Annotated in this window: 18 protein-coding genes; 10 read left to right on the forward strand and 8 right to left on the reverse strand. The window is 76.0% G+C overall.

Features of this window, described 5'->3' with window-relative positions; all coding sequences use genetic code 11:
* The 3 genes from ACYVO2_RS30295 to ACYVO2_RS30305 form a co-directional block, all read left to right on the forward strand.
* A partial coding sequence (locus ACYVO2_RS30295) for an SbcC/MukB-like Walker B domain-containing protein (protein WP_461011244.1) occupies positions 1 to 1,663 on the forward strand: 1,663 nt, incomplete at its 5' end.
* A gap of 46 nt (positions 1,664 to 1,709) precedes the next feature.
* Entirely contained in the window at positions 1,710 to 2,372 is a 663-nt protein-coding gene (locus ACYVO2_RS30300; RefSeq protein ID WP_461011245.1) for a GNAT family N-acetyltransferase, read from the forward strand.
* A 79-nt stretch (positions 2,373 to 2,451) separates the two neighbouring features.
* Positions 2,452 to 2,931, forward strand: coding sequence for a GNAT family N-acetyltransferase (locus ACYVO2_RS30305; protein ID WP_461011246.1), 480 nt, complete (start codon positions 2,452 to 2,454; stop codon positions 2,929 to 2,931).
* An 18-nt stretch (positions 2,932 to 2,949) separates the two neighbouring features.
* Here ACYVO2_RS30305 and ACYVO2_RS30310 read toward each other — a convergent pair whose 3' ends face one another.
* On the reverse strand, positions 2,950 to 3,114 hold the full coding sequence (locus ACYVO2_RS30310) for a hypothetical protein (protein WP_461011247.1): 165 nt from the start codon (positions 3,112 to 3,114) through the stop codon (positions 2,950 to 2,952).
* 387 nt (positions 3,115 to 3,501) lie between these two features.
* Here ACYVO2_RS30310 and ACYVO2_RS30315 point away from each other — a divergent pair, with 387 nt between their 5' ends.
* Both ACYVO2_RS30315 and ACYVO2_RS30320 read left to right on the forward strand, forming a co-directional pair.
* Positions 3,502 to 3,897, forward strand: a complete 396-nt coding sequence (locus ACYVO2_RS30315) for a helix-turn-helix domain-containing protein (RefSeq protein ID WP_461011248.1) — start codon at positions 3,502 to 3,504, stop codon at positions 3,895 to 3,897.
* Between the two features lie 305 nt (positions 3,898 to 4,202).
* Entirely contained in the window at positions 4,203 to 4,472 is a 270-nt protein-coding gene (locus tag ACYVO2_RS30320; RefSeq protein ID WP_461011249.1) for a hypothetical protein, read from the forward strand.
* Between the two features lie 67 nt (positions 4,473 to 4,539).
* Here ACYVO2_RS30320 and ACYVO2_RS30325 read toward each other — a convergent pair whose 3' ends face one another.
* Positions 4,540 to 5,184 carry a nucleoside/nucleotide kinase family protein gene (locus ACYVO2_RS30325; protein WP_461011250.1) on the reverse strand — a complete coding sequence of 215 codons (645 nt, stop codon included), beginning with the start codon at positions 5,182 to 5,184 and terminating at the stop codon, positions 4,540 to 4,542.
* A gap of 258 nt (positions 5,185 to 5,442) precedes the next feature.
* On the opposite strand from ACYVO2_RS30325, the gene ACYVO2_RS30330 reads away from it, so the two are divergent.
* The 4 genes from ACYVO2_RS30330 to ACYVO2_RS30345 all read left to right on the forward strand — a co-directional run bounded on the left by ACYVO2_RS30330 (position 5,443) and on the right by ACYVO2_RS30345 (position 7,591).
* A complete protein-coding gene (locus ACYVO2_RS30330) occupies positions 5,443 to 5,808 on the forward strand; it encodes a hypothetical protein (RefSeq protein WP_461011251.1) in 366 nt (121 codons plus the stop codon).
* On the forward strand, positions 5,801 to 6,211 hold the full coding sequence (locus ACYVO2_RS30335; protein ID WP_461011252.1) for a hypothetical protein: 411 nt from the start codon (positions 5,801 to 5,803) through the stop codon (positions 6,209 to 6,211). Before ACYVO2_RS30330 ends, ACYVO2_RS30335 begins: the two co-directional genes overlap by 8 nt.
* Positions 6,212 to 6,275: 64 nt before the next feature.
* A complete protein-coding gene (locus ACYVO2_RS30340; protein ID WP_461011253.1) occupies positions 6,276 to 6,872 on the forward strand; it encodes a hypothetical protein in 597 nt (198 codons plus the stop codon).
* A 47-nt stretch (positions 6,873 to 6,919) separates the two neighbouring features.
* Complete coding sequence (locus ACYVO2_RS30345; protein ID WP_461011254.1) at positions 6,920 to 7,591, forward strand: hypothetical protein; 672 nt, start codon at positions 6,920 to 6,922, stop codon at positions 7,589 to 7,591.
* A gap of 25 nt (positions 7,592 to 7,616) precedes the next feature.
* Here the strand turns inward: ACYVO2_RS30345 and ACYVO2_RS30350 are convergent, their stop codons facing one another.
* A complete protein-coding gene (locus ACYVO2_RS30350) occupies positions 7,617 to 8,207 on the reverse strand; it encodes a short chain dehydrogenase (protein WP_461011255.1) in 591 nt (196 codons plus the stop codon).
* Positions 8,208 to 8,370: 163 nt separating this feature from the next.
* Here ACYVO2_RS30350 and ACYVO2_RS30355 point away from each other — a divergent pair, with 163 nt between their 5' ends.
* Positions 8,371 to 9,234, forward strand: coding sequence for a helix-turn-helix domain-containing protein (locus ACYVO2_RS30355; RefSeq protein ID WP_461011256.1), 864 nt, complete (start codon positions 8,371 to 8,373; stop codon positions 9,232 to 9,234).
* Positions 9,235 to 9,369: 135 nt separating this feature from the next.
* On the opposite strand, the gene ACYVO2_RS30360 is transcribed toward ACYVO2_RS30355, so the two are convergent.
* The 5 genes from ACYVO2_RS30360 to ACYVO2_RS30380 form a co-directional block, all read right to left on the reverse strand.
* Positions 9,370 to 10,053, reverse strand: a complete 684-nt coding sequence (locus ACYVO2_RS30360) for a GNAT family N-acetyltransferase (RefSeq protein WP_461011257.1) — start codon at positions 10,051 to 10,053, stop codon at positions 9,370 to 9,372.
* A gap of 75 nt (positions 10,054 to 10,128) precedes the next feature.
* Positions 10,129 to 12,597: a beta-xylosidase/alpha-l-arabinosidase gene (locus tag ACYVO2_RS30365; protein ID WP_461011258.1), complete on the reverse strand. Its 2,469-nt coding sequence runs from the start codon at positions 12,595 to 12,597 to the stop codon at positions 10,129 to 10,131.
* 58 nt (positions 12,598 to 12,655) lie between these two features.
* Positions 12,656 to 13,567 carry a carbohydrate ABC transporter permease gene (locus ACYVO2_RS30370; protein ID WP_461011259.1) on the reverse strand — a complete coding sequence of 304 codons (912 nt, stop codon included), beginning with the start codon at positions 13,565 to 13,567 and terminating at the stop codon, positions 12,656 to 12,658.
* Complete coding sequence (locus tag ACYVO2_RS30375; RefSeq protein WP_461011305.1) at positions 13,564 to 14,436, reverse strand: carbohydrate ABC transporter permease; 873 nt, start codon at positions 14,434 to 14,436, stop codon at positions 13,564 to 13,566. Before ACYVO2_RS30375 ends, ACYVO2_RS30370 begins: the two co-directional genes overlap by 4 nt.
* A gap of 134 nt (positions 14,437 to 14,570) precedes the next feature.
* On the reverse strand, positions 14,571 to 15,881 hold the full coding sequence (locus ACYVO2_RS30380) for an extracellular solute-binding protein (RefSeq protein ID WP_461011260.1): 1,311 nt from the start codon (positions 15,879 to 15,881) through the stop codon (positions 14,571 to 14,573).
* Positions 15,882 to 15,927 lie beyond the last annotated feature (46 nt).

Genomic DNA, 15,927 nt, shown 5'->3' on the forward strand with positions numbered 1-15,927 from the left:
GCTCGCCGAGGGGGCCCGCGCCGCCGAGGCCCGGCTGCGGGCCGCGCGCGAGGCCGCGGAGCTGGGCGAGCGGCTCACCGCGGCCGAGGAGGAGGTGCGGCGGGCCCGCGAGCGCGCCGCCGGCGCCCACGAGCACTGGAACGCGCTGCGCGAGCGCCGACTGGACGGCATGGCCGCCGAACTCGCCGCAGGGCTCACCCCCGGCGAGCCCTGCCCCGTGTGCGGCGGCACCGGGCACCCGGCCCCCGCGAGCCCCGGCCCCGACCACGTCACCAAGGAGGCGGAGCGGGAGGCCGAGCACGCCCACCGGCGGGCGGAGCGGGCCCGCGAGGAGGCCGCGGAGGCGGTGCGCGCCCTCGGCGAGCGGGCCGCCGCCGCCCGGGCCGCCGCCGGCGACGAGGCACCGGACCGCCTCGCCGCGCTGCTCGCCGACCTCACCCGCGAGCACGCGCGGGCCCACGAGCGGGCCGCCGACGCCGTGGCCGCCGCCCAGCACCTGGAACGCCTGGAGGCCGAGCAGGCCCGCCGCCTCACCGAGCGGCAGGAGGCCGCCACCCGCGCAGCCGCCCTCACCGCCCGCCTCGACGCCCTCGACGGCGAGCAGCGGGAGCGCGCCCAACGGCTGGAGCGGGCCCGCGGCACCGACCCGTCCATCGCCGCCCGCGTCGCCCGGCTCACCCGGGAGGCCGACCGGCACGCCGAGGCCGTCTCCGCCGCCCGCGCCACCGCGCAGGCCGGGGACCGGGCCCGCCGCTCCGCCGAGCAGGCCGAGGCCGCCGCCCGCCGCGCGGGCTTCGCCTCAGCGGAGGAGGCGGCCGGGGCGGCCCTCGACCCCGCAGAGCGGCGCGCCGCGGCGGCGCGCCTGGAGGACCACCGGCAGGAGCTCGCCGCCGTCGAGGCCGCGCTGGCCGACCCCGAGCTCGCGGCCGCCGCGGCCTCGCCCCCCGCCGACCCGGACGCGGCGGCCAGCGCCCTCGCGGCCGCCACCGCCCGGCTGCGCACCGCCTCCGCGGCCCGCGACGCCGCCCGCGACCGCGTCGCCGAACTGGACCGGCTCAGCGCCGCCCTGGCCGCGCAGGCCCGCCGCATGGGCCCGCTGCTCGAGGAGCACGCCCTGGCCCGGAAGCTGGCCGACCTGGCCTCGGGCGGCGGCGAGAACGCGCTGCGGATGCGCCTGGAGTCGTACGTCCTGGCGGCCCGGCTGGAGCAGGTCGCCGCGGCCGCCAGCCACCGCCTGGAGCGGATGTCCTCCGGCCGCTACACCCTGGTGCACTCCGACGAGAAGGGACCGGGCACCAAGCGCTCCGGCCTGTCCCTGCGGGTGGTGGACGCCTGGACCGGCACCGCCCGGGACACCGCGAGCCTGTCCGGCGGCGAGTCCTTCTTCGCCTCCCTGTCCCTGGCGCTGGGCCTGGCCGACGTGGTCACCCAGGAGGCCGGCGGCGTCCGCCTGGACACCCTGTTCATCGACGAGGGCTTCGGCACCCTGGACCCGCAGACCCTCGACAGCGTGCTGGACGTGCTGGACTCCCTGCGGGAGCGCGACCGCGCCGTGGGCATCGTCAGCCATGTCCCCGAGCTGCGCCAGCGCATCACCACCCAGCTCAGCGTGGTCCGCGGCCGCGGCGGCTCGACGGTGCGGGTCACCGCCCCCGCGGGCTGAGGTCCCCCGCCGCGGCACACCCCGGAACGACGACACGAGGACACCCATGACCACGTCCCCCACCGCAGGACTCGGCTCCCTCGCGGAGATACTCGCGGCGGCCGAGCGGGGGAGCTTCCCGCCGCCCGACGGCTCGGTGACGGTGGTGCCGCCGCCGTCCCCGCGCGGCGAGGGCGTCGTCGCGTTCACCGCCCACTCGGTGGTGTTCACCGCGGAGGATCCCCGCTGGGTGCGCGAGACGCTCGCCGCGGTGCGCAGCGACCCGCTGGCCGCCACCCTCAACCCGTCGTTCCTGGTCGCGCTGGCCGCCCGCACCGGCCGCCGGATGGACACCATCGACGCCCTGGTGTGCGCGCCCGCGCTCCCCGGCCCGCCGGAGCGGCCCCTGACCCCGGTGGACGACCCCGGCCACCCCCGGGTGGTGCGGGCCCGCCGCTACCGCGACGACGTGCGGGTGTGGGCGGCGCCCGAGGGCGTGGTGGTGCTCGGCCGAGGGCTCGCCGGGCGCTGGGAGGTGGCGCTCGAACTGGACGAGGGCGCCCGCTGCCGGGGCGCGGGCCGGGCGCTGGCCCGCGCCGCCCGCCACCTGGTGCCGGACGGCGCCGCGGTGTGGGCGCAGGTCCCGCCCGGCAACGCCCGCAGCGCCCGCGCCTTCCAGGCGGCCGGATACCGCCCCATGGGCGCCGAGGCCCTGCTGATCCGCGCCTGACCCGCCCCGCACCCCCGCCGGGCCGGCCGCGTATCGTCCCACGCGCAACCGGAACCGACACCCTCGGGAGCAGGGAACCATGGTGATCAGGGACGCCGTTCCCGGCGACTGGCCCGGCATCTGGCCGTTCTGGCGGCGCATCGTCGCCGCGGGTGAGACCTACGCCTGGGACCGGGACACCCCGGAACCCGCCGCGCGGCGGTTGTGGATGCCGCCGTCGGCGCGGGTGTTCGTGGCCGAGGACGGGCCGCGGATCGTCGCCTCCGCGCAGTTGAAGCCGAACTACGGCGGCCCGGCGTCGAGCACCGCCAACGCCGGCTTCATGGTCGACCCCGACCACACGGGCCGCGGCATCGGCCGCCGCCTCGCCGAACACGTCATCGACCAGGCCCGCCGCGACGGCTACCGCGCGATGGTCTTCAACGCCGTGGTGGAGACCAACCCCGCCGTCCGCCTGTGGACCTCCCTCGGCTTCACCGTGATCGGCACCGTTCCGCGCGTCTTCGACCACCCGAAGCACGGCCCGGTGGGCCTGCATGTGCTGCACCGGGAGCTGTGACCTGCCCGGAGCACGGCTTCAGCGCCAGCCGATCTCGATGTGGGCGGGCAGGAAATCGAGGCCGAGCCAGATGAGTACGCCGCCGACCAGGGAGTAGAACAGCGCTCCGGTCCGGGTCGCGGGGTCGGGCAGCCACCGGTGCCGGCGGCGCTCCGGTGGGGGCGGGGAGGACGGGGGTGTCACGCGGGCTCCTTGGCCGAGGCGGTGCGAGGGGGAACGCGGGGCACGAGGGCGGCGGCCGGCCGGTGGCGCCGGGGACGGCTCCGACGCGGGGCGCGGGGCCGCTCCGCCGTCCGGGCGAGCGCAGGGGAGAGGGGCATCCTGTTACTCCGATGATCCGACCCGTTTCCGGGGCAACAGGAGCATCCCAGTAAGGGGATGGTCCTGTCCAGTCTCCGGGATGGCCTGTTGGGTGCGCCGCTCGACGTCCGCTCTGGCGCGCCTCGTCCCCCGTCCGGGACAATTCGTCCCATGACGGGGGTGTGTGTCGCGCCGGCGGAGCGGCTCGGGCTTCGGCCGCGGGCCGTCCCGGCGGACGCCGGCGCGGGGAATGAGGGCATCATGACGGGCATGATCAGCAGCCAGCGGGACGAGCTGTCCCGCCTAGTGAGGGACCGGAGGGCGGAGCTGGGCCGCAGCCTCGCGCGGGTCGCCGCGGCGGCCGGCGAGGACGCCGTGAGCGCCCAGTGGGTCAACAAGCTGGAGCTCGGGCAGTTGGCGAAGGCGCCGACCCGCGAGCATCTCGCGGCGCTCGCCCGCGGCCTCGAGGTGCCCTTCGCCATGCTGGCGCGCGCCGCCGCCATCCAGTACTTCGGCTTCGAGGAGACGTATTCCGACAGCGGGGAGGTCCGCGCGGTCGTGGCGCACATGGGCGACCTCGACGAGGACGAGCGGCGGCAGGTGCAGGCCATCGTGGAGGCGTTCGCGCGGTCCCGGCGGCCGCGCTCCGGCGACCCGTCGGATTGACACGGCACGGGCCGCCTCGTGGGGAGGTGCCGCGGGGTGCTCACGGCGTCCTCCGGCCGGTGGTGGATGGCTGGAATTCTACGATCGATGAGAAGATCAACTCGCCGACGCGGCAAGCCAGTTGGTGATGGCGAGCGCCTTGGGTCGCCACTCCTCGCTCGTTACGCCCTAGCTCTGAGCTGGACCTCTTGTGCATGATGGTGGGCGAGGCGCACCGCTTGGGGCGTTCACCACCTCGCCTCCACTGCACCCTGCCCATCGAACGTATGATCGATTGGCGGGGTCTCGGCTACTCAGGGGAACGAATGTCCATACTGAAATCGGACTCCACGGCCCTGCCGCCCACGATCAAGATCACCCGTGTCCCCGCCCTCCCGGGAGGCAAGAAGGTGAGCCGGCTGGAGAAGCCCGGGTACATCGAGGTGCGGATCACCGAGGACGCGATCAGCCTGGAGGGCTGCAAGGACCTGGAGTGCGTGATCCAGCTCGCCTTCGACACCGACTCCCTCCAGCAGGGCCTCATCGCCCCGCCGGGCGAAGGCGGCGACGCCCCCCGGCGGGAGCCCGCCCGGTAGGAGCTCCGCCCGTCCCGGGCGGCGCGGGCCCGTGCGCGCGGCGCGCCCCCCGGCCGGGACCGGTGGCTCACCCCCGCGCGTCGGTCGGCTCCACCACCGCCGGGTGCCGTGGATCGTCGGCCCGGACGACCATGTCCGCCGAGGCGGCGGGCGAGGCCTCGGCCTCGTAGCGCTCGAAGGCCGGCAGCGTCCACCGCAGCGCGGGCGGGGTGCGGCGGGCCAGGGCTGCGGGGGTCAGGGCGAGGTGGACGGTGAGGTCCAGGGGGAGCCATCGGCCGAGCAGCAGCTCCCCGTCGAGCAGCAGCACCCCGCCCTCGGGCAGGGTGACGTACCCGGCGCGGGTGGCGCGGTCGCGGGCGGGGTCCCACAGGGAGGGCAGGACCCGGCCGGTCCCGCCGTCCGCGTCCAGCGGGTCGAGGACCTCGCGCCGCAGCGCGCCCTCGTCGAGCCAGTCCTCGTAGTAGGCGTCCGGGTCCTCGCGGCCGTGCTCCAGGCGCAGCGACGCCGGCCGCAGGAAGTCGCCGGCCCGCACCCGCAGCACGGGGCGGCCCCGCAGCCGCAGCGGGTCCACCAGGGCGTCCGCGAGGTCGCCGGGGCGGGCCGCCGGGGCCCCGTCCACCGCGACCCGGGGCCAGGGTCCCGCGGGCAGGGCCGCGATGCGGTCGGCGAGCCGTTCGACGAGCAGGTCGGGGGAGATCGGCCGGGCGCGCACGCCCCCATTGTGGCGGTGCGCACGCCCGGGCGGGTCGGTGGTGGCCCCGGCGGTTCCTCTCGGGTGGAGCGGGGCGGGGGAGAGGACGGGGGGCGACGGGTTCCCGTGCCCCTCGCGCATACCTCGAAGGCATACCCCCCAGGCGTATCCCCCGCAGAGCGTGCGGAAGAGGCCGCCGCCCCGGGGGCCGCGGGCCGGGGCCCCCGGGCGGCGTAGTACCGTCCCGTTGCATGAGCGAGCGGAAAGGCGGAGCGGCGGGTGCATGACGGGATTACGGTCGCGCTGATCGTGTCGTCGCTGGCGGTCGCCGCGTGGGGCGGGCTGACCTGCGCGCTGGACCGGGCGCCGGGGCGCGTCCACCTCGTCGGCGGGCTGCTGGTCGAGGCCGTCGCGCTGGCGCAGTTGGCCGCCGGGATCGCGGCCCTGGCGGGCGGCGACCCCGCCGACGACAAGGCGGTGTTCTTCCTGTACCTGCTCGGCGTGGCGGCGCTGCCCCCGGCCGCCGGGTTCCTGGCCCGGCTCGAACCCTCCCGGTGGGGCTCCGCCGTGGTGGCGGTGGGCGGGCTGCTGCTGCCCGTGCTCGTGGTGCGGCTCCAGCAGATCTGGGAGGGCACCGGTGGCTGACGCCCGCACCACCGGCGCCGGGCCCGGGCGGGTGCTGGTGGCGCTGTACGGGGTGTTCACCGTGGCCGCGGGCGCCCGCAGCGCGGTGCAGATCGCCGCCGGGTTCTCCGACGCGCCCCTGGCCTACCTGCTGTCCGCGCTGGCCGCCGTGGTGTACGCGGTCATGACCGCGGGCCTGGCCCGCGGCGGCGCCCGCGCCCGGCGCGTCACCTGGGCCGGCGCGTGGTTCGAGCTGACCGGTGTGCTGGTCGTCGGCACCGTCAGCCTCCTGGTGCCCGACGCCTTCCCCGACGCCACCGTGTGGTCCCACTACGGCGCGGGCTACGTCTTCATCCCGCTGGTGCTCCCGGTCGCGGGCCTGCTGTGGCTGCGCAGGACCGAGCGCGCCCCCGCGCCCGCCTGAGCGTCCCGCGACCCACCCCCGGGCACCGTTCCGCCGGGCCCGCCGACGGCAGATACTGGGCCCCATGAGGAAGCGTGACTGGCCGTCGGCCGTTCACCGGCTCCGGGAGCGCGGCACCGCGGCGCGGGCCGCCGCCGTCCGCGCCGAGGCCCTGCGGCGGCTCCCGGCGCCGCGGGGACCGGAGGGGGAGCGGCTCGCCGCGGCGGCCGCGGCCCACGAGGCGGTCGCCAAGGCGCTGGCCGTGGAGTACCTGCGCGCCGCCAGCGTCCTCCTCGACCACCACCAGACGGGCCAGTGGCCCCCGCTGCGCTGGCCGCGCGGCATGCGCCCGCCGGGCGGCAGGGCCGTTCCCTCCTGGGTGCGCGCGGTGCACGCCTGCGACGCCAGGATCTGGCGCTACCTGCCCGTGGCGGCGCCCGGCGACGACGGCGCCGCGGGCGCCGACGACGAGGCCGACCTGCGGTACGCGGTGGCCCGAGCGGCCCGCGGCCTGCGCGCCAGCGAGACCGCCCACCTGCTCCACCGCCGCGGCGCCGGCCCCCTCGACGACGCCGAGCAGACCCGCACCGACCTGGCCGCCGTCTGGGACCGCGCCCGCGCCTACGGCGACGCGGTCGCCGCCCTGCTGTCCCGGGACGCGGAACTGCTCACGGCCGGGTAGACCCGGCCCGGAGGGAACCGATCCCGCGCCCGCCCCGTCGCAGAGCCATGACCGCACAAACCCCCAGGGCCGCGGGCGCCGCCCTGCTCGCCCTCTGCGCCGCGCTCACCCTCACCGGCTGCGGCGGCTCCGACGGCGACGGCCGCGCCGCGGCCGACCCCTCCGTGCCCGCCCCCGGCACACCCGGCACCCCCGACCGGCCGCCGCACAACGTCGTGCCCGAGGACTACACCGGGCGCTTCCGGGTCACCGCCACCGTGCTGGAGAGCCCCGACCACGGCCCGCAGTTGTGCCACACCGTGGCGGAGTCGCTGCCGCCGCAGTGCGCGGGCCCCGACGTCGTGGGCTGGGACTGGTCCCGGGTGCGGGCGCAGACCGAGAACGGCACCACCTGGGGCGAGTACCGGCTGGTGGGCACCTGGGACGGCAAGCGCTTCACACCCACCGAGCCCCCGGCCGCCGCCTCCTCCGGCGCCGGGGCGCCCGAGCCGCGGATCGAGCCGTCCGTCCCCGCCCGGCGCACCGCGGACGACCTGGCGGGCACCCAGCGCCGCCTGCACACCGACCGGCCCGAACTGCTCGGCTCCCACGCCGACGAGGAGGCCGGCGTGGTCGTCGCCACGGCCACCGTCGCCACACGTGAGGCGCAGCGCGTCCTGGACGAGCGGTACGGCGCGGGCAGCGTGGTGCTGGTGGGCTGGCTGGAGCCGCTCGACTGAGCGGCCCGCCGTCGGGGGCGGCGCGTCACCGGCCCGGGGTGAACGTCCGCCCCCGCGCGGCGCCCTCGACCGCCGCCACGTAGTCCCGCGCCACCTCGGCCGCGGGGGTGCCCGCCGCGCCGTCCATGCCCAGCCGCTCCAGCGTCTCGCGCACCCACCCCGGGCTGACCGCGTTCAGCCGCAGCCCGCGCGGCATCTCCGCGGCCGCCGCGCCCACGAACGCCTCCAGCCCCGCGTTGACCAGGGCGGTGAACGCGCCGCCCGGCATCGGGAAGGTGAACGCGCCGCTGGTCAGCGTCACCGACCCGCCGTCCCGCAGCCGCAGCGCCGCGGCCCGCGCCAGGCGCACCTGACCGAGCAGCTTGCCGTCGAGCCCGGCGGTGAACTCCTCCTCGGGGGAGCCGGTCAGCGGCGCGAGCCGCCCGCTCGCGGCGCAGCACACCACCGCGTCCACGTCGGGCACCGCGTCGAACAGCGCCGCCACGGACGCCGGGTCCGCCATGTCCACCCGCACCGGCCCGCGCCGCGACGCCCGCACCACCTCGTGCTCCGCCTCGAGCGCGGCCGCGACCGCCCCGCCGAGCACCCCGCTCGCCCCGATCACCACTACCCGCACCACACGCCTCCCGCTCCGTCCGCGCCGGCCGCCCGTGCGGCAGGCCCCGGCCGAGCCTGCCGCCCCGGGCGGCCGGCGACCAGGCCCGGGCCTTGTGCACCCCCGCGGATCCTGCACCTGACAGGTGCAGGATCCGCGTCCGCCCGCACGGCACACTGGCGGGGTGAGCGCGAACCCGGACGACGACCTCGGCGCCTTCCTGCGGACCAGGCGGGCGCGACTGCGGCCCGCGGACGTGGGGCTGCCGGACCACGGAGGGCGCCGCCGCGTGCCCGGCCTGCGGCGCGAGGAGCTGGCGGCGCTCGCCGGGATCAGCGTCGGCTACTACACCCGGCTGGAGCAGGGGCAGGGCGGCGCGGGCGCCTCCGACGGGGTGCTCGACGCCGTCGGGCGGGTGCTGGGTCTGGACGAGGCGGAGCTGGCGCACCTGCGCCGGCTGGCCCGCCCCGGCCGGGCCCGGGCGCGGCCGGAGCGGCTGCGCCCCTCGGTGCGGGCGGTGGTGGAGGCGTTCGGGCACGCGCCCGCGCTCGTCCTCGGCCGCCGCGCCGACGTGCTCGCCTGGAACCGGCCCGCGCACGCCCTGTTCGCCCCGCACCTGGACGCGGACGCGCCGGACCGGCCCGGGTCGCGGCCCAACATCGTGCGCATGGTCTTCCTCGACCCGTGGGCGCGGGAGCTGTACCCCGACTGGCCGGGCAAGTGCCACGACGCGGCGGCGGACCTCCGGCTCGCCGCGGGCCGCCACCCCGGCGACCCGGGCATCGCCGCGCTCGTGGCGGAGCTGACCGGGGCGAGTGAGGAGTTCGCGGCCCTGTGGGCGGCGCACCCGGTCCAGGACTGCGGCACCGTGACCCGCGAGTACCGCCATCCGGTGGCCGGGCGCCTGGTCCTCGCCCACGAGCTGCTGCACCTGCGTGACGACGGGCAGCGGCTCGCCGTCCTCACCGCGGCGCCCGGCTCGCCGTCCGCCGCCGCCCTGGGCCTGCTGGCGGCCGGTGCGCCGGGGGACCGCGCCGGGAGCCGGTGACGGGGGCCGTGGCGGAGGCCGCCGGACGAGGCCGGCGACCGGCGTCGATGACGGGGGCCGGGCCGGACCACCCCGTCCACGGCCCGGCCCCCGCGTCTGATCCGCCCCGGCGCGCCCGCCTCCCGGGCGCGCCCCTCAGGCTTCCGCCCCGCGCACCTCGCCCCGCGGCGCTCCCGCCGCCGCGTCCCGCCCGTCCAGCCACCGGCCCAGGTACGTGACGTCCACGGCGCCGGGCACCCGGACCTCGTGGAAGCCCATCCGGTCGTAGAAGGCCCTGGCCCGGACGTTGGCCGGGGCCATGCCCAGGTGGACGCCGGGGACGCCCCTTTCGGAAAGGGCGTCGAAAAGTCGGGTCAGCAATCCCCGGCCGTGCCCCGCGCCCTGGTGGCCGGGCAGGATGTCGATGTGCAGATGGGCGGGGTAGCCCGCCAGCTCCGGCACGAGCATCCGCTCGGGGTTGTGCAGCAGGCGCAGCATGAGCGGGGTGGGGCCCTCCTCCGGCGCGCCGGGCGCGGGACGCGGGTGGCGGCCGTCCAGGCCGGGCAGCCACCGCTCCCGGAACCAGGCGACGAACGCCGCCGTGTCGGCGGTGGCGACCACGTACCCCACCGCCCGCTCGCCGTCGTCCAGGACGAAGCACAGCCGCGGGTCGAACGCGACGTACGGCGCGGCGAAGATGTCGGGCAGCAGGTCGTGGTCGTCGTACAGGTGCCTGGCGTCGCCGCCCTCGTGACCGGTGCGGATGCAGATGTCGTACAGCGCGGCGCGGTCCTCGGGGCGGTACGGCCGGATCCGGACGACTGGGGGAATAGTGGTCATGGGGAGCACACATACCCGCCTGGGATCGCTCCCACAACCGAATTCCGCCCGGCCGCCCGCCCGGCCCGCCGCTGCTCAGACCCCATTGGGCGCCGGCACCGCCTCGCACACCATCCGCCGCTCGACCCCCACCTCGCGGCGCGGCCCGGTCAGCCGCAGCGGCACCCGGTGCCTGACGTCCGCGGCCGACGCCGCCAGCCGCAGCTCCAGCGCGCCCGGCTCCACGATCCGCCGCCCGGCCGCCCCCGGGTAGGACGCCACGTCCGCGTGGAAGCGGAACCTGACGACCCGCCGCTCGCCCGGCTCCAGCGGCACCCGCGCGTACCCGACCAGGCGCTGGTCGGGGCGGGCGGTCTCGGCCACCGGGTCGTGCAGGTAGAGCTGCACCACCTCCGCACCGGCCCGCTCCCCGGTGTTGCGCACGGCGACGGCGACCTCGGCCTCGCCGTCCGTCGGCAGTTCCGCCGGCGTCTGCCCGGCCGGCTCCCAGGCGAAGGAGGTGTACGACTGGCCGTACCCGAACGGGTACAGCGGCGTCGGGTCCAGCGCGGAGTTCCCGCCCAGCAGCCCGTTCGGCGGCTGGAGGTACGTCCACGGCTGCCCGCCGGGGCCGCGCGGCACGCTCACCGGCAGCTTCCCGGACGGGTTGACCCGCCCGGACAGCACCCCGGCCACCGCCGTGCCGCCCTCCTCGCCGGGGAAGAACGCCTGCACCGCGCCGGCGAGGCGGTCCGCCCAGCGGCCCAGCGCGTAGGGGCGCCCGGTCAGCAGCACCAGCACCACCGGGGTGCCGGTGGCCAGCAGCGCCTCCAGCAGCTCCCCCTGCACCCCCGGCAGGGCCAGGTCCGGCGCGTCGCAGCCCTCGCCCGAGGTGCCCCGCCCGAACAGGCCCGCCCGGTCGCCGAGCACCGCCACGCACACGTCCGCCTCGGCGGCGAGCGCCGCGGCCTCGGCGATCCCGGTGGTGTCGGGGGCGTCCACGTCGCAGCCCGCCGCGAAGGCGACCTCCGAGTCCGGCAGCTCGCCGCGCAGCGCCCCGAGCACGGTCGGGATCTCGACGCCGAGCGGCAGCTCCGGGTGCAGGACCCCGACGTGGCTGGGGAAGGAGTAGCAGCCCAGCATCGCCATCGGGTTGTCGGCGCACGGCCCGGTGACGGCGACCTTCGCGCCCGGCCGCAGCGGCAGCGCCCCGCCCGCCCCGGCCAGCACCACCACGGACTGCTCCGCGACCCGGCGGGCCAGCGCCCGGTTGTCCGCCGGGTCCAGGTCCACCGCGCCCCGCACGTCCTCCGGTCCGGCCGCCGGGTCCCGCGTCACCGCCTCCGCCAGCACGGGCGGCACCGGCGACCAGTCCGGGTCGAGCAGCCCCAGGGCGCACTTCTGGCCGAGCACCCGCCGCAGCGCCCGGTCCACCAGCGCCTCCGGCACCTCCCCGGCGCGCACCGCGTCCACCAGCGGCTGCCCGTACGCGCGCACGCTGGGCAGCTCCACGTCCACCCCGGCGGTCAGCGCCAGCCGGGCGGTGTCGCGGCGGGTCTCGGCGAGGCGGTGCTGGGTCTCCAGGAACCCGATCCCGAAGTAGTCGGCGACCACGGTCCCGGTGAAGCCCAGCGTGTCCCTGAGCAGGCCGGTCAGCAGCGACGGGTCGGCCGCGGGGGGCAGGCCGTCGATGTCCGCGTACGAGTGCATGACCGAGCGGGCGCCGCCGTCGCGCAGCGCCATCTCGAACGGCGGCAGCAGCACCTCGGCGAGCTCCCGCGCCCCGATGCGCACCGGGGACATGTTGCGCCCGTTCGCGGAGGCGGAGTAGCCGAGGAAGTGCTTGAGGGTGGCCACGACGCCGGTGGACTCCAGGCCCCGCACATACGCGGAGCCGACGGTGCCGACCAGCACCGGGTCCTCGCCGATGGTTTCCTCCACCCGGCCCCAGCGCAGGTCGCGCACCACGTCGAGCACCGGCGCGAGCCCCTGGTGGACGCCGACCCGGCGCAGGTCGCCGCCGATGCGCCGGGCCATCTCCTCCACCAGGCCGGGGTCGAAGGTGGCGCCCCAGGCCAGCGGCACCGGGTAGGCGGTGGCCTGCCAGGCGGTGAACCCGGCCAGGCACTCCTCGTGCGCCATCGCCGGGATGCCGAAGCGGTTGGCGGCGGCGATCCGCTCCTGGGCGCGCATCAGGGACAGGGCGGCCGCGGCCGGGTCCACGGGCTTGGTGCCGAAGGGCCGGGTGAGCTGGCCGAGCCCGTGCCGGGCCAGCGGCTCCCAGTCGATCGCCTCCAGCATCTCGTCCTGCCCGGGGGCCACCCCGCCGCCCGCCGTCTCCAGCATCTCGTCCTGCCCGGGCGCGACGCCGTCGCCCTCCGCGTCGGCGCCGATCCACAGGGCGTAGAGCTGGGCGACCTTCTCCTCCAGGGTCATCCGGCCGATCAGGTCCTCGACCCGGGCCTCGGCCGGCAGGGAGGGGTCACGCCAGGGTTCCGCGTCCTGCGCCTGCTCCGGGCCCGGGTCCGTGGGCGTCTCGTGCTGGGGCGGGGGGTGGATGGCCATGGGGTGGGGATTCCTCTCGGCAGGTCGAACGGCATGGGAACGAGGGGCGGGGCGGCGGCTACTTGCCGCCGACTCCCATCAGGCCGCTCACCAGGGCCCGGCGGGCGACGAGGTAGACGGTGAAGATGGGCACGCAGGACAGGACGACGGCTGCGAGCAGCGCGGGCACGTCCACGCCGAACTGGCCCATGTAGTTGAACAGGCTCAGGGTGAGCACCCGCTTGTCCTCCGACTGGGTGAGCAGCAGCGGGAACATGAAGCCGTTCCACGCCTGGATGGAGGCGTAGATGGTGACGGTGCTGATCCCGGACTTGGACAGCGGCACGGCGAGCTGGAGCAGCATCCGCAGTTGCGAGGCGCCGTCCAGCGCCATGGCCTCGTACAGCTCCTCGGAGATGTCACGCAGCGACCCGACGAGCAGCAGTACGCACACCGGCATGGCGAACGCCGCGGTCGGCAGGATCACCGCGGGCAGCGTGTCGTACAGGCCGAGCTCGGCGATCATCCAGTACAGGGGGATGACCACGACCTGCGAGGGGATGGCGAGGCCGAGCACGAACACGCGGAAGGACATGTTCGCCCAGCGGCTGCGGGCCCGCACCACGACGTAGGCGAGCGGCACGCCGAGCACCAGCACGATCCCGACGGTGGCCGCGGCGACGATCACCGTGTTGCCGAAGTAGGTGAGGAAGTCGTTGTCGAGGACCGTGTTGTAGTTGTCGAGCGTGGGGTTCTCCGGCGGGGCCAGCGGGTTGCCGGAGACCGCCTGCTCCTGGTCCATCAGCGAGGTGCTGATCATCAGGTACAGCGGGACCAGCACGATGACCAGCCAGGCCAGGGAGCCCAGGCCGATGAACGGCTTGCCGAGGGACAGGCGGCGGCGCGGCCGGCCGCCCGGCGCCCGCCCCGGCTTCGGGGCGGTGGCGTGGGGCGCCGGGGGCGGGGGCGGGGCGGTGCGGGTGCGGCTCACAGGCCCTCCCGGGTGCTGCGCATGGATCCGAAGCCGGTGAGGCGGACCATGAGGAGGGACAGGCCGGTGGCGACGACGACCAGCGCGGTGGCGATGGCGCTGGCGTAGCCGAGGTCGTAGGCGTCGAAGCCGACCTTGTACATGAGGAAGGGGGCGATGGTGGTGTCGGTGCCGGGGCCGCCGTCGGTGAGGATCAGCACGGTCTCGAAGTAGGTCAGGGAGCCGACCACCATCAGCACCGACGAGGTGGTGATGGTGTGCCGGAGCTGGGGGAGGGTGATGGAGAAGAAGGTGCGCACCGGCCCGGCGCCGTCCACGGCCGCCGCCTGGTAGAGCACCTCGGGGATCTGCCGGGCGCCGCCCTGGTAGATCAGGGTGTGCAGGGGGATGAACTGCCAGCCGGTGACGAACACCACGGCCAGGAACGCCCCGTCGGAGGTGCCGAGCATGTTTCCGTCCTCGAAGCCGATCCACGGCCCGATCTCCTTGATCGCCCCGAAGTTGGGGTCGAGCAGGGCGTGGAACAGCAGGGCGACGGCGGTGCTGGACAGCAGGAACGGCAGGAAGAACGTGGCGGAGAGCACCGCCCGGTTGCGCTGCCGACCGGCCGCCCACACCCCGAGCAGCAGGGCGCAGGGGGTCTGGAACAGCCAGGTGGTCACCGTGAGCAGCAGGCTCAGCCAGGCGGCGTCGCGCACCTGCTGGTCGGTGAAGAACCGCTCCCAGTTGTCCAGTCCGACGATCTTCGGCGAGTTCAGGCCGTCCCAGTCGGTGAAGGACAGGTAGACCGCCATCGCCATGGGGACGACCGCGAAGAGCAGGAAGAACAGCACCGCGGGCAGCGCCCACAGCGCGTTGGGCCGTCCCACCCGCGCGGAGACGCCCGCCGGGCGGGCCCGCTCACGCGGGCCCGCCGGGCGGCCGTTCTTGCCGATGTGCCCGGGGAGGGCGCCGGCGGCCTCGTCCGGCGCCCTCCCCGTCGTGCGTGCGGTGCGGGCCACGGTTACTTCAGGCCCTTCATCGTCTCGACGAACTTCTCGGGGGTGGTCTTGCCGGCGAAGAGCTTGCCGATCTCGGTGGCCATCGGCGTGGCGATCTTCGAGGGCAGCGCCTGGTCCCACGAGAGGGTGAAGTTCGGCGCCTTGTCCACGAGGTCGTACTGGTACTTGGCGAACTCGGGGTTGGGCGCGGTGTCCAGCAGGGACTTCGCCGAGGTGGTGGCGGGGACGTCACCGTTGAGGATCAGGTCCTCGGAGTACTTGGTCTCGGACATGGCCTTCACGAAGGCGAGAGCGGCGTCCTTGTGCTTGGTCCGCTTGTTGACCGACCAGTAGTTGGTCGGGTTGCCGACGACGGAGGCGGGGTCGCCCTTGCCGCCCGCCACGGTCGGGAAGGAGGTCCAGGCGAGATCCTTCTCGACGAACTCCTTGTGCCCCTCCAGCAACTGGGCGTTCTCCCACGAGCCCATCAGGTGCATCGCGGCCCGGCCCTTGGCGAACAGCGTGCTGGCGCCGCCGCCGTTGTAGGCCACGGACAGGAAGTTCTTGCCGAACGCGCCCTTGTCCACCAGCTCCTTCGCCTTCTTCGCGGCCTCCAGCACGGCGGGGTCGCCCCAGCCGGAGGAGTCCCCGGACTGGATCCGGGCGAAGACCTCCGAGCCGCCGATGCGGTCCAGCAGGTACTGGAGCCACATCTGCTCCGGCCACACGTCGGCGCCGCCGAGCGCGAAGGGGGTGATGCCCTTCTCCTTGAAGGCCTCCACCAGTTGCAGCAGCTCGTCGTACGTCTTGGGCGGCTGGAGGTCGTGCTTGGCGAACAGGGTCTTGTTGTAGAAGAGGATGACCGGCTGGATCCCGCGCATCGGGATGCCGTAGTTCTTGCCGTCCACCTTCCCGGCGTCCAGCACCGACGGCAGGAACGCGTCCTTCAGCGCCTTGTCCTTCGCCAGGACGGGCGTGAGGTCCATGAGCTGGCCCGCGTCCACGTAAGGCCTGATGCTGCCGCCGCCCCAGTTGAACAGGAGGTCCGGCGCCTTGGGCGAGCCCATGGCGGCGCGCAGCTTCTCGACGTAGTTGTTGCCGGGGACCGAGACCAGGTCGACCTTGACGTCGGAGGTCTTGTTGAAGCGGTCCACCGCCGACTGCTGCACCTTCACCGACGCGTCGCCGTAGACGTAGACGGTCAGCTTGTCCCCGCCGGAGCCGGAGCCGCCGTCCGAGCCGCAGCCCGCCGTGGTGACCGCGAGACCTGCCGCCGCGACCAACGCGGCCCAGCGCCTCGCGTGCCTGGTGATTCTGGACGTGGCCGAACCCATGGCGACTCCACTTTCGAAGAACAGTGACGGGAGGATCGAAACTTTT

It is taken from the genome of Streptomyces capparidis (assembly GCF_054782095.1).